The sequence below is a fragment of the Nocardia sp. NPDC127579 genome, from assembly GCF_042672005.1.
In the GTDB taxonomy this organism is placed as follows: domain Bacteria; phylum Actinomycetota; class Actinomycetes; order Mycobacteriales; family Mycobacteriaceae; genus Nocardia.
Genome location: NZ_JBHXVZ010000005.1, coordinates 344286 through 363274, shown reverse-complemented (window position 1 = coordinate 363274; position 18989 = coordinate 344286). Strand labels below are relative to the sequence as shown.

The following is an 18989-nucleotide window of genomic DNA, read 5'->3' as shown; positions in this document are numbered from 1 at the left end:
GGCACCCGATGAGCTCGTTACTCCTCGCCGTGCACGATACCTACGGCACGGTGCTGGCCCAGGTCCGCAATCCGAGTCCCCAGGCTCCGCCGGGTTCGGAGAAGTTCATGCAGCTGGTCGGCTACCTCACCTGGTTCGTGCTGCTGTCGGGCATCTGCGGAATCGTGTACGCGGGCGGCAAGTTCGCCTGGGAGAAATGGTCCGGCGGCGGGCTGGAATCGCCGAAGATGGTGGCCGGGGCCATGATCGGTGGCGTGGTCGCCACCAGTGCCGGCACCATCATGACAGCGCTCATTGGAAGCTGATGACGACGACAGTGACGCTCGCTTACAAGCAGCTGCCCGCGGAGGTACTGGAGCCGATCATGCAGCTGCTGGATTGGCTGCTGTGGTTCGTCCTGCTGATCTGCCTGGCCTGGATGATCTTCTCGGCGGGCCGGCTCTGGATCGCCTTCCGCAGTGACATGGCGGTCAACGACGCCAGTCACGGCGTGGTGATGAGCCTGATCGGCGCCTCGGTGGCCAGCGGGGCCTCGGGTATCGCATTGGCGTTCCTACCGACATGACGCCGACCGTGGGTGACAGCGCCGAACGGCGGCGGGTGCGTAACCGGCCCGTGGCCTGGGTGCTCGGTTCCGCCGTGCTCGGGCTGGCGTTCGGCTGCGGCTCGGACACGTCGACGGTCGACGCCGGGCCGACCGGCGTGCGCTGGACGGATTACCACGGTGTGGCGCTGCCGCAGACCGATCAGGGGCCGACATCGACCGACGACGGCGCCGCCACCGGTTTCGCGTCGAATCCGCCCGGCGCGGCGGTTGCCGCGATCACCCACACCGTGCGCTTGTCGGTGGCCCCGGACAACCAGTGGGCCAAGATCATCGCGAAGGAAGTCGTCCCGGGGCCCGCCCGCGACGAATGGTCGGTGAACCGGACGCAGTTGTCGATCACCGGTCCGGCCGCCCCCGAGTACGCGCCCCGCCTGCTCGGTTACAAGATCACCGGTTACACCTCGCAGAAGACGGCAGTGGATATCTACACCGAATACTCCGACGGCTCCAAGGCGGTGAACCACACCGCCGTCGAGTGGTTCCTCGACGACTGGCGGCTGCGCTTACCCGACCCGGGCTCGACCGCCCGGCCCATCGACGCGATCACCGAATTACCTAGCGACATAGTCGAGTTGGAGGCACCCCGATGATGGCGAAGGAGAAGGAGCCCGCGTATCCGCGCGAGCGGGTCTCCTTCGGCGCGATCGCGTCCGCCGCGGTGCTGGCGCTGATCGTGATCGTCGGCGCGGTCCTGGTACTCACCCGTGACGACGACCGGCCGGCCGACGACCCGACCGCCGCGACGGCCACGATCGGCGCGGGTTTCACCGATCCGGAGGTCGATCTGTTCGGCCGCCGGGTCGATGTCCCGAACAATTCCGCCGGGCAACCGCTGCCGCAGGATCCCGCCGGGCAGCGGCGGCCCTCGGATCCGGATTGGCTGACGGCCGCGCCGGTCGGCACCACGCAGCCGCAGGGCTGGCAGCGGGTGTACGGGGCCTCGGTGCCGTTCTCGACCTCGGACGGTCCGACCCGGATCGAGGACGGTCTGGCCGTGGGCTACGCGCACACCCCGCAGGGTGCCGCGCTGGCCGCCGCGCAGATCACCTACCGGCTCAACGCCCGCCCGGCCGACCGGGAGTTGTACGTGCGCCAGGTGCGCGTGTCCGCGCAGCAGATCGCGGCCTACGACAAGGCGCTGAACGAGGATCGGCTGCCGAAACAGCAGCCGGAGAAGGTGACTCGCTATTTCGTGGCCTCGGACGCGTTCCGGATCGAGAACTACGCCGACGATCTGGCGATCCTGCAACTGGCCTCACGGGGGCCCGTGATCGACGGCAAACAGGTGTGGGCGGCCATGCGGCTGGTCATGGTGTGGGACGCGGGGGACTGGCGGCTCAAGCCCGCGACCTCGAGTGCTTCGCAGACGGAGATGATCGAATCGCTGGCGGGGTGGACCAAGTGGTGACTTCGCAATCCGAGACCATTACGACGTTGACGGGGTGGACGCCATGGTGAAAAAGCTCCTGACCATCCTCGCGGTGATGTTCACCGTGATGCTCGCGACGCCGACCGTCGCCTACGCGCAGTACGGGTTCGATCAGACCTGCAACGAGATCCACGACACCCTGGACGGGGTGGGGGTGCCCGGCACACCGTCGCTGGGCGATCTCGCATCCGCGGTGTGCAAGGGCGGCAATGCCGCCACCCATCCCGGCGACGCCGCCGCGGCCGTGCGGGACAAGGCGTGGGACTCGACCTTCGGCAAGGTGGTCGACTCGCTGATGAACGGTCTGGGCGAGGCGCTGATCCTGGCGCTCACGTTCTGGATGAAGGTGCCCAACGAGGCGGCCAGTGACGGCGGTTCGCTCTTCACCAAGATCAACGATTACACCTATCAGATACAGATCATGCTGCTGATAGCGTCGGTGATCATCTCCGGCGGCCGATTGGCCGCGGCCCGGCGCGGTGGCGTCTCGGGGGAGGCGGAAGAGGGATTCCGCATGTTCGCCCGGGTGGTGTTCTCCTCCTGGATGCTCGGCGCCATCATCGTCGCGGGCACCCAGGCCTCGGATCGCTTCTCGGAGTGGATCATCAACGATTCCACCAACGGCAATGCCCGGGATCTGGCCGAGCTCATGGTGAAAACCTCCAAGCTGCAGGCGTTCTCCCCAGGGCTGGTGCTGATCATCGCCATCGTGGGCCTGCTCGGCGCGCTGGCGCAGATCGTGCTGGCCATCGTCCGGCAGGGGCTGCTGATCGTGGCGGCCGGTGTGCTGCCGCTGGCGGCGGCGTCCTCCGGGATGGACATCGGAAAGAGCTCATATCAGAAGCTGGTCGGCTGGATCATCGCCTTCATGCTGTACAAACCCGTGGCGGCGATCGTCTACATGATCGCCTTCACCACCGCGGGGCACGTCGACGGGCTCACCTCCACCACCGGTCTGCCCGAAGGTGAAGAGGCACAGCGCATGCTGGTCGCGATCGTGCTGCTGTGCAGCGCGGCGTTCGTGCTGCCCGCACTGATGCGCCTGGTCACCCCGGCGGTCGCGATCGTCGGCTCCGGCGGTTCCGGTCTGACCGCGGCCGGCGGCACCCTGGTCGCGGCGGCCGCGCTCGGCGCGATGGGTACCAAGGCGGTCGGCGTGAAGGGCACCGCGGCGGCCGGCTCACCCGGTTACGTGAGCGGCAGCGGCTCCGGCGGTCCGGGCGGCCCGCGCGGCGGCGGTGGCGGCACACCGCGGCCGGCGCCCCCGCCGCGCCCCGGCGGTGGCGGTGGCGGACAACCACTTACGGGGGAACCTCCGCGCGCCTCCGGGCCCGCGGGCTCGACACCCGTATCGTCCGGTGCGGCCCGCACGGCCGGCCGGATCGCCTCGGCCAGAGCCGCGACGAGCGGGCTCAGCAATGCCGAACAGAGCATGGGCGATATGGCCGGTGACCGGTGGGCGAACCGTTCGCCCGACCTCGGGAGGAGCACCATTCCGCGATGACGATGACGGATACCTACGAGCGCCGTTCCTACGGGCTCTGGCAGAAGCCGCGCAGCGCGGGCCTTTTCGGCCTGCGCTGGGAGGAGACCGTGATCGGCTTCGTGGTCGTGATCACGGCGCTGATCACGGCCATGGTCGGCGGCTTCAAATGGGGTGTGATCGTCGGCGGCCTCGGCGTTGCGGTGATGGTGCCACTGGTGTGGCGAACCGGAGGACGCTCCGGCTACGAGACGGGAATCATGATGTTCAACTGGATGCGCTCCCGCAATCGCGGAGAGCACGTGTATCGCGGCGGGCGGTTCTCCCGGATCCCGGGCGGTGTCACCCGGCTGCCCGGCCTGCTGGCCCCGTCCAAGCTCTACGAGGGCATCGACGCGGGCGGCTACAGCTTCGGCATGATCCACCTGCCGCAATTCGGCCAGTACACGGTGGTACTGCGCGCCTGGCCGCAGGGCCACGAGGCCGTCGACCAGCCCGTGATCGACCGCTGGGTCTCGGCCTGGGGCACCTTCCTGGCCTCGGTCGGCCAGACCTCCGACATCGTCGCGGTGGTGCCGGTGATCGACACCGTGCCCGAGACCGGAAACCGTTTGCTCACCGAGGTTTCCACCATCACCCGCCCCGACGCGCCGGAGCTGGCCCAGCAGGTGATGTACGAGCTGGCCACCGAGCTGCCGCAGGAGCGGGTGCAGTTGCTGCCGCGGGTGGCGATCACGTTCAAGGCCACCACTGCCGAGCGGCGCAAGAATCCCGCCGAGGAGGCCGTGGAGATCGGCCGTCGCCTGCCCGGTATCTGCGCGGCCCTGGCCGAGGCGGGCGTGCGGGCGCAGCCGATGTCGGCCGACGAGGTGATCGCGTTCATCCGGCGCAGCTACGATCCGGCCTCGCAGGCCGATCTCGAGGTTGCCGCCTCCGATCCCGAAGGGCACGGGCTGGATTGGGCCGACGCGGGCCCGGTCTCGCACGACGAGAAATGGGATCACCTGGTCCACGACGGCGGCCGCTCGGTCACCTGGGAGATGGACGCCGCACCCGAGGGCGCGGTCGACGAACGGGTGCTGCAACGCCTGCTGGCCCCGAATCCGGAGGTGCCGCGCAAGCGCATCGCCATCGTCTACCGCCCGCATTCGGCCGCCGACGCCGCCGAGATCGTCGACGACGACTTCAAGAACGCGCTGGTGGCCCAGCAGAGCGAGCGCGGTGTCGTCTCGGCGGCCGCCACGCTGCGGGTGGGCGCCACCCAGCAGGCCCGCGAGGAGCAGGCCCGGGGTCACGGTGTGACCCGTTTCGGCGCGCTGGTGACCATCACCGAGCCGCTGCGCGGTGATCTGCCGCGTATCGAAGCCATCACGCGCGACCTGTCCACGCAGGCGCGCCTGAAGATCCGGCGGTGCTACCGCTACCAGGCGGCGGCCTTCGCGGCCTCGCTCGGGTGCGGGGTGATCCTGCCGGAGCACGCGACCATTCCGAAGGCATTGGCAGGGTAGGCGATCCATGGACCACGACGACGATCTGCGCGGGACCGGCACACCGGCCGAACCGACCACGTCCGGCGGCGAGGAGGCGGCGGCCCGTCCGCCGCGCCGCGAGGGCGACTGGACGCTGGTGCCCGCGGGTGACCGGCCGGGGCCGCCCGAGCCGCCGCGGGTGCGCCAGCGCACCGGGCTCGAGGAGATGCCGGATCGTCGTCGTGCTCCGGAGTCGGGGCGACCCGCCGGTTCCAGCGCGGACCGGCGGCGCACCGCCGAGGAACTGGCCGAGCGGGAGCGCCTGGGCGGCCGCCCGCCCGTCGAGCGGCACCAGCGCCCGGAGAGCAGTCGGACGGGATCGTCCGATGCGACCCGTGCCGAGCGGCCGCGTCCCGGCCGCCCGGAGCGATCCCAATCCGAGCGGCCGGGTGGGGACCGCCCGCAGTCCGAGCGGTCACGCGCGCCCGGGTCCCAGCCGGACCGCTCCCGAGCCGAGCGTTCGCAGGCGGACCGCCCGAACTCCGAGCGTTCGCAGACCGATCGTTCCCGTGGCGAGCGGTCCGGGCCCGAGCGTGCGCAGGCAGACCGTTCTCGCGCGGATCGCTCACAGGCCGAGAACTCGCGTGCCGCAAGGACTTCCGGTGTCGGCGCGCCCTCCCGCGATGCCGCCGTGCCGCGCCCGCCGCGCGGCGAGCGCGGCACGCAGGCGGGACGTCCGGTCAAGCCCCGGGTCGAACCGCAGCCTCGCGCGACCCGCCGGTCACCGAGCCCCGCCGCCACACCGCCCGCGGCTGCGCAGCGTGGAAAAGCCAAGGCGGGCAAGCGTACTCGGCAGGGCCCGCCGCTGCTGGACGATGTCACCCGTGCGCGCCTGGAGGCGGTGAGCCGTGAAGGTAACGGCCTGCGCGCCGCGTGGGCCGCCTTCCGGGTCCGCACCGACGACATGCGCCGGCGCAATTACGCCGCTCGCGCCGAACAGGTGCTGGTCGACGGATTCGACCGCAGCACTGCGCAACTCACCGACCGTGGGTTCTCGGGTCCGGGCGGCGGGCGGATGAACGTGGTCGGCCGCCCGGTCGAATACCGGGCCACCACCGCACAGGTCGCCGGATTGTGGCCGTGGTCGGTGGGCGCGGGCGCACCCCTGATCGGCACGCCGCTGGGCTCGCATCTGCACACCGGCGCCCCGGTCTGCTTCGACCCGATGAACTGGTTCCTGCGCGGCAGTTTCATCACCGCGCCCAGCCTGTTCGTGCTGGGGCTCAACGGTTTCGGCAAGTCCTCGCTGGTGCGCCGGATCGTGCTCGGCGGTATCGCGCAGGGCATCACGCCGCTGATCCTGGCCGACGTCAAACCCGACTATCGCAAGATGGTGGAGCTGGTCGGCGGTCAGGTGATCGACCTCGGCTACGGCCACGGCAAGCTCAACCCGCTGGCGGCGGGCGTGCTCGGCTCGGTGGTGCCGCTGCTCGACGAGTTCCCGGCGCTACAACTGCAAGTGCTGCAAGACCTTCGGGCCCGGCAGGTGACGCTGATCGCCGGTCTGGTCGAGCTGGTGCGCGGCGCGCGCGTGCGCGACTACGAGGAAACCCTGATCGCGACCGCGCTGCGCATCCTGTATCAGCCGGGCAGCGGCTACACCCCGGATCAGCCGCCGATCATGGAGAATCTGCTGGAGGTGATCGTCGCGGGCGGCGACGAACTCCGCCTGGATGCCGGTGCCGATGATATCGACGAGTACAACAACGCGATCAAGGGGCTGCGCCGCTCGCTGCGCGCCCTCACCCAGGGGCCGTTCGGCGCCATCTTCAACGGCCAGACCTCGGTGCCGATCGATACCAGTTCGGTCGCGGTGTGCATCGACGTCTCGCACATCCCCACCGGGGACAAGAAGCTCAAAGCCGCGGTGATGCTGGCCTGCTGGGCCGACGGGTTCGCCTCGGTCGAGGCCGCACACGTGCTCTCCGACGCGAAACTGGGCCCGCAGCGCTACTTCCAGGTGGTGATGGACGAGCTGTGGCAGGTGCTCGGTCTCGGTGACTTCATGGTCGACCGCGTCGACGAGCTGACCCGATTGCAGCGCGGCATCGCCACCTCGCTGATCATGATCAGCCACACCATCAAGGACCTCCAGGCCCTCGGTTCCGAGGCCGCCATCGCCAAGGCGCTCGGTTTCCTGGAACGCGCCCGCGCCAAGATCTTCGGCGCGCTGCCGGGCGAGGAGGTCAAGCGACTGGACAGCATCGTGCCGTTCACCTCCGCGGAGACCGAGATGGTGACCGGCTGGTCCGCGCCGCAGGCGCTGACCGGTGAGGCGCTCAAGCCCGGCCAGCAGCGGCCCTCACCGCCCGGCACCGGCAAGTTCCTGATCAAGATCGGCGAGGATCGGCGGCCCGGCATTCCGTTCCATATGGAGTTCACCTTGTCCGAGCGGGAGAGCGGCATCCATGACACCAACTCGCGGTTCAGTGAGTTCACCGAAACCACTACGCGTGGCACGGATTCGCCGGGGAGCGCCGCGTGAGAAGGACGCAGTTATGATGCCGCATCGGTCGTATCGGAGAGTGTCGCCGGAGGTGCGCAAGGCCGCCGTCGAGCAGGTCATCGCGCTGACCGGCAAGCTCCGCAGCGAATCGGAGGCGTGCCGGGTGGTCGCCGAGCAGATCGGTGTGCACACCAACTCGGTACGCAACTGGGTCCGCGCCGCCGAGGGCCCGGGCCTGGACCGCATGGACGCGACCGCCCTGCGTCGCAAAGTCGCGCTGCTACAACAACAATTGGCCGCCGCTGCCGAAATGAACCGCACCCTTGCCGACACCCTGAACGAAGCTCGACGGCGGTCATGATCGACGACCGCGAACGGGCCGGTCGTCAGACTCCCTCCGAACGGCGCTGGTTCGGGCGCGGACAGACCACCTCGTGAACGCCAAAGGCATTCTGTGGGCAGCGATGGGGATCGTGGTGGGTTTGATCGCCATGGTCCTGGTCGTGGTGCTGCCCTCGGTGGAGGATCCGTGCGAGGGCACCCCCGTACTGGGGACCTCGCGGACGGCGGTGCCGCCGCTGGGCGGGTGGGCCCCCGGTGACCCGCGTGCGGGCGGTACGACGCCGCCGGATCCGTCCGCCACCGTCGATCCGTCTGCCACACAGGCCAATCCGACCGTCACCGGGACGCCGTCGCTGGCCGCCGGTGTCGGCCCGATCAACCGGACGCTGCCACTGGCCGTCGGCACCTTCACGGTCTCGGATACCTTCGGCTCGCGCGGCGGCGATCATCGCGGCGTCGACATGGCCGCCACCGACGGCACCCCGATCTTCTCCGTCTCGGACGGGAAAGTCGTTGCGGCGGGCCCGGCTTCGGGGTTCGGCAACTGGATCGTGGTCGACTCCGTCGACACCAACGGCCGCGGCTTCTCCGCGGTGTACGGGCACATGTGGGACAGCGGCGTGCTGGTCCGGGTCGGTGACACCGTCCGCGCCGGTCAGCAGATCGCCCTGGTCGGTTCGGCGGGTGAATCCAGCGGCCCGCACCTGCATTTCGAGATCGTGCCGGGCGGCCGGTTCACCGGTGGCCGCCAGATCGACCCGATGCCCTGGCTGGACGGCGCGCCTACTCCCGATCTCGGTGGAGCGCAGTGGTATTCGAACGACCCGCGCTGCAATCGAGGTTTCGGCACGCAGGGCGGCGCACTGGCCGACGGCAAGGTGCCCGAGGAGCTCGAGATCTGGTACCGCCGGGCCGGTTCGCTGTGCCCGGAGATCACCCCGTCGCTGCTGGCCGCGCAGGCCAAGCAGGAATCCGGATTTCGCCGCGGTCTCACCTCGCCCGCGGGCGCGCAGGGCCTGGCCCAATTCCTGCCCGGCACCGCGGCCGCGATCAATCCGGACGACGGGCAGCCGTATGTGATCGACGCCGACGGCAACGGTGTGGCCAGTGTGTGGGACGACGGTGACGCCATCATCGGTCAGGGCCGCTACATGTGCGCGATCGCGGGCAAAGTGAGCCAATGGATTTCGCAGGGGCGGGTGCAGGGCGATGCCACCGCGCTCACCCTGGCCGCCTACAACGCCGGTGAGGGGGCGGTGCTGGCCTCCGGCGGCATGCCGAATCAGTACGCGGCGCACCTGTCCGAGACCCAGCCCTATGTCCGCAATATTCTCGCGATGGAGCCGCAGTACCGGTCGCCGGGTGCGCAAGGCCGGTTCACGCCCGGCGACGGTGCGGGTGGCGCGCAGATCGTGGAGGCCGCGCACGACTGGCTCGGTACACCGTATGCCTGGGGCGGTGGCGGGCCGGAGGGCCCGAGCGGTGGCGGACTGGACGGTCCGGGCCTGACCGCGGCCGCGGTGTTCGCGGCGTCCTCGGGCGCCGTGACTCTGGCTCGCACCGTCGAGCAGCAGTGGGAGGCGGGCTCGGAGGTGTCGATGAGCCGGGTCCAGCCGGGTGATCTGGTGTTCAGCGGGTTCGGGCCGCGCGGGCCCGCCGAGGTCGGAATCTATTCCGGCAACGGCACCATGATCCAGGCCGTTCCGGGTAACGCGGGCGTCAGTGAGGTGCCGGTGCCCGGCGACGCGCGTGCCAGGAGGGTGCTGTGAAACACGCCGAGCCGCGACTTGGGCACGGACCCGCACAGTGTCGGTCCGGACGGTTAGCCTGGAAGTGCAGGAGTTTTGTGTCCGATAATCCGATCGCATCCGCGAAACTGGTGGTGATGCTGGTGGTGAGCGTGGCGATGCTCGGCGCGGGCTGTTCGCGCGGTGGTGACGGCGCGAATTCCGGTGCGCCGCAATCGCCTCCGTCCACCACGCGGTTGCTCGAGAATGTCCCGGCGCCGGATCCGGTCACTCCCGACGGTGTCGCGGTGACAGCACTGCGCGAGATCTTCACCTGGAATCCGGCTGCCGAGGGCCCGGGCGCCGCGCTGGAGCGAGCTCGTAAGTGGCTGGGCCCCAGCCTGATTCGGGTCCTGGACGGTCAGCCCGCGCCCACCACCGCGGCGGCCACCGCCACCCGCACCCCGGCCCTTGGCCCGTTCGCGACCACCAGCGCACCGGCCACCAGCAGCGCGGCTCCGTCGAGCACCGAGCCCGCGCCGGTCGCCCCGACGCCGAAGGTGAGCTTGCAATGGGCGGATTGGGCCCGCGCCAAGGCCGAGGTGAAGGCCTTCACCTTCGCCTCGGGCGAGCGGCCGCCGACCGGCGCGGACCCCGATCTGGAGCAATACAAGATCGGCATCGAACAAACGGTGATCTACCCCGACGGGCGCAAGGAAGCACTGCCGCCCAGCACCGTGATCGCTACGGTAGTGCGCACCCCGGCGGGTTGGCGGCTCGACGCATACCGCTGACGCACAACAGTTTTCGGCATCGAGCGTCATGGCAGAAAGGATCGAGGAGGCAGGACATGGCGAAGAAGAAGAAGGTGACGGACCCGGCCGCGGTCGGTCCCGATCACGCCCTCATCCTCATCTACATCGGCCTGGGCCTGCTGGGCGTGCTGTGGGTGGCACTGCACCTGGGCAACGCGCTGGCGGTGGTCCGGCAGGACGTTCCGCTCAATCCGATCGAGATCGTGGCCGATCTGGCGCGCGGCCGGCTGGACTGGCCCAAACCCGCCACGGTGATCGTCTTGCTGATCGCCGCGCTGCTCGTCGCCGTGCTGCTGGTGCGTAAGCAGCTGGCCAAACGCGCCACCAAAGGCAAACTGCCCGTGGACGACAAGGCCGGCTACATGGGCTCCGGCGGCGCCATCGCGGCGCTCACCGAGGCGGGCGTGAAGGAGAAGGCCGAGCAGCTGGGCATGAAGCTCGGCTACAAGGACGCGCCCGGCGTGCCGATCGGCATCGGCGTCGCCGACGGCGTCATGCTCTACGGCTCGTACGAGGATCTGCACCTGGACATCTGGGGGCCGCGCCAGGGCAAGTCGACCTCCCGGGTGATCCCGGCCATCCTGACCGCCATCGGCCCGGTGCTCACCACCTCCAACAAACGCGACGTGGTCGACGCCACCCGCGATGTGCGCGAGGCCAAGGGCAGCCCCACCTTCGTCTTCGACCCGCAGGGCGTCGCCGACGAGGACCCGACCTGGTTCTGGAACCCGCTGGACTGGGTGGACGCCCGCCGCGAAGGCTGTGAGATGCGGGCCCAGCGGCTGGCCGGGCACTTCGCCGACGCCGACAACGGTTCCGACAGCTCGAAATCCGACGTGTTCTTCGATCCCGAAGCCGAGGATCTGCTGGCCGGTCTGTTCCTGGCGGCGGCGGTGGCGCGCAAACCGATCGTGCAGGTGTGGGAATGGGTCACCAATCCCGGTGACCACGAACCCATCGAACTGCTGCGCGCCGCCGGTCACGACTACACCGCCTCCGGCCTCGCCATGCAGTACAACGCCGATCCCCGTACGCGCAGCGGCATCTTCGGTACGGCCAAGAAGATGATCCGCTGCCTGCAGCTGTCCAATGTGCACCCCTGGGTGCTGCCGGGCGGTGACCGCCGCCAGTTCGACGAGCTGGAGTTCATCGAGCGCAACGGCACCCTCTACAGTCTTTCGCTGGAGGGCCGCGGCTCGGCCGCTCCACTGGTCAGTGCACTGACCGAGGCGGTCGTCGATGTCGCTATGCGCAAGGCGTCCCGCTCGCCCGGCGGCCGTCTGCCGATCCCGCTGCTGGCCGTGCTGGACGAGGCCGCCAATGTGGTGCGCTGGAAGGATCTGCCCAAGCAGTACAGTCACTTCGGTTCCCGCGGCATCGTCGTGATGACCCTGCTCCAGTCCTGGGCGCAGGGCGCGCGCTGCTGGGGAGACGACGGCATGCTGGCGCTGTGGTCGGCCGCCAATATCAAGGTGCTCGGCAGCGGCGTCGATGATATGAATTTCCTGCGCGACCGTTCCGAGGCCATCGGGGAGTACGAGTCGATCTCCGCCTCGGTGTCGGAATCCAAAGGCGGCAAAAGCTATTCGCGTTCGCTCGGCGCGTCCAAGACCTTCACGGCGCATGCGCTCACCACGCTGCCCAAGGGCCGCGCGATCGTGTTCACCTCCGGTCAGCCGGCGGTGCTGGTGCGCACGGTCCCGTGGTGGGAGGGCGATTACGACACCGAGGTGAAGGCCTCGATCGCCCGGCACGACCCGACCCGCAAGACCACCATTTCGGATTTGATCGGCTCGCCCACGCTGACCAAAGCCTATCCGTCCTCGGATTCCGGGCAGCCCAAGGAGGCTCCTTCGCTGTGACAGAACAAGAACAGACACCGATGGTCCACCGCAACGTCGTGGAATTCGTCGAGAACTATCTGAGCCTGATCTACCGGCGGCAGGTCACCGACATCAGCGAGACGGTCTGGTGTCCGGAGTGGTGGAAGCATGCCGAAGCGGTGGCGCGGCTGGACGCGCTGTGGCGCGCCTGGGAGCACTATCGCAAGGTTCCCGGTACCGGCCTCAGTGTCTGGTTCCTCGATCACGCCGATCCGCACATGACCAAGCTGTTCGACCCGCGCGGTCCGTTCAAGTACTGCAGCGTCCGCAACGGCCACAAGGACATGCTCAGCCCACTACCGTTGAAGTCGCCGGGGAAGGGCATGTTCAGCAATCCGGCGAGCAACGATTTCCACAATCTGTAATCGGTTGCGGCACACGGGAAACGCCCGCTGAGCACAGCGGGCGTTCGGGGGCGATGCTACTGGCGCGCTCGTTCCAGGCCGCGGGCTTCGGCTTCCCGGCCGCGGGTGGAGATCGCCCGGCCTTCCTCGGCGCGGGCGCGGACGGCATCTTCCGGCGGCCCGGCCTGCCCTACCTCGATGAGCATGCGTACCGCGGCCAGTTCCGGTGCCACTCCGATGCGGGACAGGTGTGCCGCGATGGCCTGGCGGCGTTCCTGGGAGTCGTAGCGCACCAGGGGCTGCTTGGCGGCATTGGCGGTGGCCGCCATGCGCGTGGCCTCGGCCTGGGCGGCGAAGCGGTCCTTCTCGAGCGAAATGCCCTTGGCCGGTGCGCCTTTCTCGACCATCCGGGCGAGTTCGACATTGCGCGGGTCCTTGGCCTTGGAATCGCGGGCCTCGCGGATCTGGAGCTCCCTGGCCTCTTTGATCCGGGCCTCGGTGAGTTTGACGCGGGCTTCGGCTTCCTTCTGACCACGCTCGCGGGTGCGCAGCGCGACCAATGTGGCGAGCTGCAACATAGTCTTCATCATGGCCGCTGTCTCGCGGCCGATGTCGTCCAGTTCCTCGGACATGGCTGCTCCCCGATGTGCAGTGATCACTATGGATGGTGTGGTGCTTCGTCCGGACATCGCCCGCGCGAACTGTAGCCCGCTCGAGGATGCCCCGCCTGCAAACGTGGACACCGGAGGACTCGTGTCGCGGCTTCCCCAGGGGTTTGCCCTCGAATTTAGGGATGGCTACGCTACGTCTCCTCCTTGTTCGAGGTTACCCGAGAAACGCCTGCACCAACCGTACGGACGTGCCGGATCAAGCATATATCGCACAATTCCGTCACGCATCGGGATGTTCCGGAGTTAATCAGGTTTAAACCCGCATGGACCGGATGATTAGGTGTGCCTTGCCTTTTGGGGATCCAGCTGGGGATACGACCCGGGCCCGGCACCTACGCGGTACCGGGCCCGAAGTCAATGGCTCTGATCGGAGTGTCGGCGATCAGTTGTCCAGCATCACCGACTGGATCTCGACCGCGGTCTTCGGCCTGCCGTCACCGGGGCCGTTGGCGTCGTCGCTGCCGCCCGCGGCGATCTTGTCCAGGGTGGCCATGGTGTTCTCGTCCACCGAACCGAAGATCGTGTACTGCGGCGGCAATTCGGAATCGCCGTAGACGATGAAGAACTGGCTGCCGTTGGTGCCGGGGCCGGCATTGGCCATGGCGAGCACGCCGCGCTTGTAGGCGACCGCCTGCTGCGAGCTCGGATCGCCCGCCGCGTACTGATCGGTCGGGTACTCGTTGGCGAACTGATAGCCCGGGCCACCCATGCCGGTGCCGGTCGGGTCACCGCACTGGAGCACCTTCAGGCCCTCGCCGGTGGTCATCCGGTGGCAGGAGGTGCCGTCGAAGTACTTCTGGTCCGCCAGGCTCACGAAACTGTTCACCGTGCACGGTGATTCGGCATTGTTCAGTGTCAGGCCGATCGGGCCCGCGCTGGTCTCCATGCTCATGCTGATCCGGGCGTTCGCGCCCGTGGTCGGCACCTCGGTCTTCACCGGCTTGGTGACGGGTTTGTCGGCCGGCTTCTGGCTGTCGGAGTAGGTGCAGTTGACCAGATCGGCCTTGGGCTCGGCGGCCGGGGGAGCGGCGGCGGTCAGCGAGGCCTCGGGTGCGGCGGTGTCGTCCTTCTTGTCCTCACCCTTGGTGAGGAAGTACACGCCGGTGGCGGCCGCTACCGCGACGACCACACCGAGTACCGATCCGGCGATGGTCAGTTGCTTGCGCCTGCGCGCCCGTTCGGCACGGTTGGTCAGCTGGCGCTCGAGCTTGCGCTTGGCCGCCGCTCGTCGCTGTTCGTTGGTCGGCACTACCACGTTCCTCCCGTTTTCCGGTGCTTTCGGGGTAAGAGTGTGCCATCCCTTCCTGAGACACCCGCGCACTTCCCTGAGAAGAGCGCGGCGCGCGCGGGGCAAACCGGTTGGACTTCGACGGGATCGGTGGTGGAAACTGGCCACCGTGACCAAGACCAGCAGCTTCTCCGCCCCGAAGGGGGTCCCGGATTACGTGCCACCCGGTTCGGCCGAGTTCGTCGCGGTGCGCGACGGCCTCATCCGTTCCGCCCGACTGGCCGGATACGGGCATATCGAGCTGCCGATCTTCGAGGACACCGGGCTGTTCGCACGCGGTGTCGGTGAGTCCACCGACGTGGTCACCAAGGAGATGTACACCTTCGCCGACCGGGGTGAACGCAGCGTGACGTTGCGCCCGGAGGGCACCGCAGGCGTGATGCGCGCGGTCATCGAACACGGCCTGGACCGGGGGCAGCTGCCGGTGAAGCTGGTCTACTCCGGCCCGTTCTTCCGCTACGAACGTCCACAGGCCGGTCGCTACCGGCAGTTGCAGCAGGTCGGCGTGGAGGCCATCGGTGTGGACGACCCGGCGCTGGACGCCGAGGTGATCGCGATCGCCGACGCGGGCTACCGCGCGCTCGGCCTGGACGGGTTCCGGCTGGAGCTGACCTCGCTGGGCGATGAGACCTGCCGCCCGCAGTACCGCGAACTGCTCCAGGACTTCCTGTTCGGGCTGCCGCTGGACGAGGAGACCCGCCGACGCGCCGAGCTCAATCCGCTGCGCGTGCTCGACGACAAGCGCCCGCAGGTACGCGAGATGACCGCCGACGCCCCGCTGATGATCGATCACCTTTCCGAATCCGCGAAGGCGCACTTCGAACAGGTGCTCGGCTATCTGGACGCGCTCGGCGTGCGGTACGTGGTCAACCCGCGCATGGTCCGCGGGCTGGACTACTACACCAAGACCACCTTCGAGTTCGTGCACGACGGGCTCGGCGCCCAGTCCGGCATCGGCGGCGGCGGCCGCTACGACGGGCTGATGGCCGAGCTCGGCGGCCAGCCGCTGTCCGGTATCGGATTCGGCCTGGGGGTCGACCGCACGGTGCTGGCCCTGCGCGCCGAGGGCAAGTCGGCCGGCGACCCGGCCCGCTGCGAGGTCTTCGGCGTACCGCTCGGCGATGCCGCCAAGCAGCGGCTCGTGGTGGTCGCGGCACAACTGCGGGCCGCCGGTGTACGCGTCGATCTCGCCTATGGCGGACGCGGCGTCAAGGGTGCGATGAAGGCCGCCGACAAGTCCGGCGCCAGGTACACGCTGGTGCTGGGCGACCGCGATCTCGCCGAGAACACCATCGGTGTGAAGGATATGGCGACCGGCGACCAGCGCCAGGTATCGCTGGACGAGGTGGTCGAGGTCGTGCGCTCGGCACTCTGACCCGCGCGTGAACCCCGGTGCGCGGTACCGTTGCTGCGCACCCTCGGGTGTGTGCGCCGCGGAGAGGGTGGGGTAGTGGAGAGCAATACCGGGATGCCGGACGGGGATTCGCGGATCGGCTTGGATCTCGTGGCGCCCGAGGTGTACGCACCGATGTTGCGCCGGTTGGCCCTGGTCTCCGCCGCGGTCGGGGTCGGTGTGGCGGTGCTCGCCGCGATGATGGCGAGCTGGCCGGTCGCCGTGGCCTTCGGGCTCGTGGTCGGCGCGCCCACCGCGGGATACGCGATGGCGGCCCGGCGGCGGCGAATGTGGCTCAGCGGTACCGTGATCCACGCGCAACGACTGTTCGGCGCGCGGCGGATCGAGCTGGCCGCGGCCAACGGCGTCGAGTTGCTGGTGTATCCGGGGCGGTTGAGCCGGGTGGCGCTGCGGGTCACCGCCGGGCCGGACGCCCAGATCGTCCCACTGGCCATGTACACCGACGCGGGCAGCGGACGCGAACTGCATCTGCTGGGTCTGCGCAAGCTGGCCGACGCGCTCGCCGCGAGCGAATTGGCCGCCGCGGTGGCGGTTTCCAGCGTGCTGGTGCGGCAGTTGCGGGCCGAGGCCCGGGACGCGGCGCTGGGGGAGCGGCCGTTGTACCTGGCGGTGCGACTGGCCCGGGCCAAGGAGCTGATCTCGCCGTTCGTGCTGTCGGATCGCGAAGTCGCCGAGCTCAGCTGAGCGCATCGGGCGCGAATACGCCCGGCGCGCACGATTGCACGCGATGCAATCGTGCGTGGGGTGCGAGTCGAGCTGAGGCGGCGATGTGTCCGTTTGTCGCAGACACGTCGGTGTTTGTGGTGATCAGTGTCGCGTAGCGGCGATGGTGTCCACATTGTCCGAGACGCGCTGGAGCAGGGCGATCAGGGTCGCGTAACCCTCCTCGCCCAAGCCGTCGGTGACGGCGGCCCGTTCGGCGTCGATGCGCGCGGCGAGGGTGCGATGTTCGGTCGTGCCCGATTCGGTCAGCGTGTAGCGGCCTGCCGCGTCGGTACGCACCCAGCCGTGTGCCCCGAGTTGCGCGAGATGTGGTTCGAGGGTGGGTTCGGCGTCGCCGAGGAAGTGCGCGAGCGCGCGGTCCAGGCTCGACGGGTCGAGCGGGCGTGCGGCGAGGGTGTTGAGGATCTGCCAGGACCGGCGGGCCAGGCCGCGGTCGGCGAGCAGGGCGGCGAAGTTCCGCTCCAGGCCGGTGTGGATGTGGGTGAGGTAGTAGCCCAGCGGTTCGGCCATGACTGTCTCCTGATATATGTAAAAGTACAAGTACTTGTAATTTAACATGTATATGTATTATGATAAGCATGAATGAGGTGGATCCGGCCACAGCGGCCATCGAACGCGCCATGGTCGCGATCCGGCGCAGCCAGACGCGTCGCACCCTGAACCGGCTGCCCGGCGCGGGTCCGGTCATCGACCCCACGGTGTTCGCCGTACTCGATGCCGTGGCCGAAGCCGACGGCGAGCACACCGTCGGCGACATCGCGGCCACCCTGCACGTGGACCAACCCCGCGCCAGCCGCCTGGTCGCCCGCGCGGTCGCCGACGGACTGCTCGAACGCCACGCGGATCAGAGCGACGCGCGCCGCGTCCGGCTACGCACCACGGCCGCGGCGCGCACCGCACTCCAGCGGGCGCGAGCGGTGCGGCAGGCGGCCTTCGGTCGCGCCACCGAAGCCTGGCCCGAGGCCGACCGTGTCGAATTCGCTCGTTTGCTGACTCGCTTCGTGGCCGACTTCCGCGCCGTCGCGGACGATCCGGCGTCGACGTGACCGAACCCCCACTGTCGCCTGGCTCACGCCTGCGGCTCGAGGGCGGTGAGAATCGATAGGCTGACCGACGAGTGTCCTGCTATCGCAAGGAGTTCGTCGTGAGCAGCGTTGCCGCCCGGAAGAATCCCGTCACCGTCGCCGTCACCGGTGGCGCCGGACAGATCGCCTACGGGCTGCTGTTCCGCATCGCCTCCGGCGAGATGCTCGGCGCGGACACCCCGATCCGCTTGCGGTTGCTGGAGATTCCCGCGGCGGTCGGCTCCCTCGAGGGCGTGGCGATGGAACTCGACGACGGCGCCTTCCCGCTCCTGGAATCCATCGACATCAGCGATGATCCGTGGGTCGGGTTCGACGGCGCGAATGTCGCGGTCCTGGTCGGCGCGCGACCGCGCACCGCGGGCATGGAGCGTTCGGATCTGCTGGCCGCCAACGGGCCGATCTTCACCGAGCAGGGGCAGGCCATCAACGCCAGCGCCGCCGCGGACATCAAGGTGCTCGTGGTCGGCAACCCGGCCAATACCAACGCCTTCATCGCGATGAGCAACGCGCCCGACGTGCCCGCCGCGCGATTCACCGCGCTGACCCGGCTGGACCACAATCGCGCCATCGCTCAGCTGGCCAGACGCTCGGGTGCGCCCGCCGCGGCGATCGAGCGCATCGCGATCTGGGGCAATCACTCCGCCACCCAGTACCCCGACCTCACCCACGCCACCATCGGCGGGCGTCGCGCGCTGGACGTCGTCGCCGACGAGGACTGGGTGCGCACCGAATTCATCCCGACCGTGCAGCAGCGCGGCACCGCCATCATCCAGGCGCGCGGCGCGTCCTCGGCGGCGAGCGCGGCCAGCGCGGCGCTCGACCACCTCCACGACTGGATGCTCGGCACCCCGGCCGGGGACTGGACTTCGATGGCGGTGCCCTCGGATGGCTCCTACGGCGTTCCCGAAGGGCTGATCAGCTCGTTCCCGGTGGTGTGCGCCGACGGCGGCCACCGCATCGTCGAGGGCCTCGAGATCGACGAGTTCTCCCGCGCCCGAATCGATCTCAGCGTCGCCGAACTCGCGGCGGAGCGCGACGCGGTGATCGATCTGGGCTTCGCCAAGCGGGACTGAGCACGACCGGTCCCGGCCGATAGCGCGCCGGGGCCATGGGGATTCGCGCCGCCGGTCGGAGGCTCGTGCCGGGCAGGCGATCGGCCGTTCCCAGCCGCCCGCCATCGGCCCGGACGCCGAGCTGGTCGCC

19 protein-coding genes are annotated in these 18989 nt (G+C 69.2%); 16 read left to right on the top strand and 3 right to left on the bottom strand.

Annotation, left to right across the window (positions count from 1 at the left end):
• Positions 1 to 8 precede the first annotated feature (8 nt).
• From ACFVMC_RS19785 to ACFVMC_RS19730, 12 genes are all read left to right on the top strand, one after another.
• A complete protein-coding gene (locus ACFVMC_RS19785; RefSeq protein ID WP_379212136.1) occupies positions 9 to 305 on the top strand; it encodes a hypothetical protein in 297 nt (98 codons plus the stop codon).
• A complete protein-coding gene (locus tag ACFVMC_RS19780) occupies positions 305 to 565 on the top strand; it encodes a hypothetical protein (RefSeq protein ID WP_379212134.1) in 261 nt (86 codons plus the stop codon). Before ACFVMC_RS19785 ends, ACFVMC_RS19780 begins: the two co-directional genes overlap by 1 nt.
• Positions 562 to 1197 (top strand): hypothetical protein, encoded by a 636-nt coding sequence (locus ACFVMC_RS19775; RefSeq protein ID WP_379212132.1) that lies wholly within the window; start codon positions 562 to 564, stop codon positions 1195 to 1197. Before ACFVMC_RS19780 ends, ACFVMC_RS19775 begins: the two co-directional genes overlap by 4 nt.
• Positions 1194 to 2015, top strand: a complete 822-nt coding sequence (locus tag ACFVMC_RS19770; protein WP_379212130.1) for a hypothetical protein — start codon at positions 1194 to 1196, stop codon at positions 2013 to 2015. Before ACFVMC_RS19775 ends, ACFVMC_RS19770 begins: the two co-directional genes overlap by 4 nt.
• 43 nt (positions 2016 to 2058) lie before the next feature.
• Positions 2059 to 3540, top strand: a complete 1482-nt coding sequence (locus tag ACFVMC_RS19765) for a hypothetical protein (protein WP_379212128.1) — start codon at positions 2059 to 2061, stop codon at positions 3538 to 3540.
• Positions 3537 to 5027, top strand: coding sequence for an SCO6880 family protein (locus ACFVMC_RS19760; protein WP_379212127.1), 1491 nt, complete (start codon positions 3537 to 3539; stop codon positions 5025 to 5027). The genes ACFVMC_RS19765 and ACFVMC_RS19760 overlap by 4 nt, the downstream gene beginning before the upstream one ends.
• Before the next feature lie 7 nt (positions 5028 to 5034).
• The gene (locus tag ACFVMC_RS19755; RefSeq protein ID WP_379212125.1) at positions 5035 to 7533 is read left to right on the top strand and encodes a hypothetical protein; all 2499 of its coding nucleotides are present in this window, start codon (positions 5035 to 5037) and stop codon (positions 7531 to 7533) included.
• 13 nt (positions 7534 to 7546) lie between these two features.
• Positions 7547 to 7855, top strand: a complete 309-nt coding sequence (locus ACFVMC_RS19750) for a transposase (RefSeq protein WP_379212124.1) — start codon at positions 7547 to 7549, stop codon at positions 7853 to 7855.
• A 103-nt stretch (positions 7856 to 7958) separates the two neighbouring features.
• A complete protein-coding gene (locus ACFVMC_RS19745; RefSeq protein ID WP_379212440.1) occupies positions 7959 to 9605 on the top strand; it encodes a peptidoglycan DD-metalloendopeptidase family protein in 1647 nt (548 codons plus the stop codon).
• 77 nt (positions 9606 to 9682) lie between these two features.
• A complete protein-coding gene (locus ACFVMC_RS19740) occupies positions 9683 to 10357 on the top strand; it encodes a hypothetical protein (protein WP_379212122.1) in 675 nt (224 codons plus the stop codon).
• A gap of 56 nt (positions 10358 to 10413) precedes the next feature.
• Positions 10414 to 12240: a type IV secretory system conjugative DNA transfer family protein gene (locus tag ACFVMC_RS19735; RefSeq protein ID WP_379212121.1), complete on the top strand. Its 1827-nt coding sequence runs from the start codon at positions 10414 to 10416 to the stop codon at positions 12238 to 12240.
• Positions 12237 to 12626 (top strand): DUF4913 domain-containing protein, encoded by a 390-nt coding sequence (locus ACFVMC_RS19730; RefSeq protein WP_379212120.1) that lies wholly within the window; start codon positions 12237 to 12239, stop codon positions 12624 to 12626. Before ACFVMC_RS19735 ends, ACFVMC_RS19730 begins: the two co-directional genes overlap by 4 nt.
• 56 nt (positions 12627 to 12682) lie before the next feature.
• Here ACFVMC_RS19730 and ACFVMC_RS19725 read toward each other — a convergent pair whose 3' ends face one another.
• Positions 12683 to 13237 (bottom strand): hypothetical protein, encoded by a 555-nt coding sequence (locus ACFVMC_RS19725; RefSeq protein ID WP_379212119.1) that lies wholly within the window; start codon positions 13235 to 13237, stop codon positions 12683 to 12685.
• Positions 13238 to 13658: 421 nt separating this feature from the next.
• Positions 13659 to 14525 carry a peptidylprolyl isomerase gene (locus ACFVMC_RS19720; RefSeq protein WP_379212117.1) on the bottom strand — a complete coding sequence of 289 codons (867 nt, stop codon included), beginning with the start codon at positions 14523 to 14525 and terminating at the stop codon, positions 13659 to 13661.
• A gap of 148 nt (positions 14526 to 14673) precedes the next feature.
• Here ACFVMC_RS19720 and hisS point away from each other — a divergent pair, with 148 nt between their 5' ends.
• Entirely contained in the window at positions 14674 to 15939 is a 1266-nt protein-coding gene (gene hisS, locus ACFVMC_RS19715) for a histidine--tRNA ligase (protein ID WP_379212115.1), read from the top strand.
• Between the two features lie 93 nt (positions 15940 to 16032).
• Complete coding sequence (locus ACFVMC_RS19710; RefSeq protein WP_379212439.1) at positions 16033 to 16662, top strand: hypothetical protein; 630 nt, start codon at positions 16033 to 16035, stop codon at positions 16660 to 16662.
• A 123-nt stretch (positions 16663 to 16785) separates the two neighbouring features.
• Here the strand turns inward: ACFVMC_RS19710 and ACFVMC_RS19705 are convergent, their stop codons facing one another.
• Positions 16786 to 17211: a MarR family winged helix-turn-helix transcriptional regulator gene (locus ACFVMC_RS19705; RefSeq protein ID WP_379212114.1), complete on the bottom strand. Its 426-nt coding sequence runs from the start codon at positions 17209 to 17211 to the stop codon at positions 16786 to 16788.
• A 68-nt stretch (positions 17212 to 17279) separates the two neighbouring features.
• Here ACFVMC_RS19705 and ACFVMC_RS19700 point away from each other — a divergent pair, with 68 nt between their 5' ends.
• Both ACFVMC_RS19700 and ACFVMC_RS19695 read left to right on the top strand, forming a co-directional pair.
• Positions 17280 to 17747 (top strand): MarR family winged helix-turn-helix transcriptional regulator, encoded by a 468-nt coding sequence (locus ACFVMC_RS19700; protein WP_379212112.1) that lies wholly within the window; start codon positions 17280 to 17282, stop codon positions 17745 to 17747.
• 98 nt (positions 17748 to 17845) lie between these two features.
• Positions 17846 to 18859 (top strand): malate dehydrogenase, encoded by a 1014-nt coding sequence (locus ACFVMC_RS19695; protein ID WP_379212110.1) that lies wholly within the window; start codon positions 17846 to 17848, stop codon positions 18857 to 18859.
• The last annotated feature ends 130 nt before the right edge of the window (positions 18860 to 18989 follow it).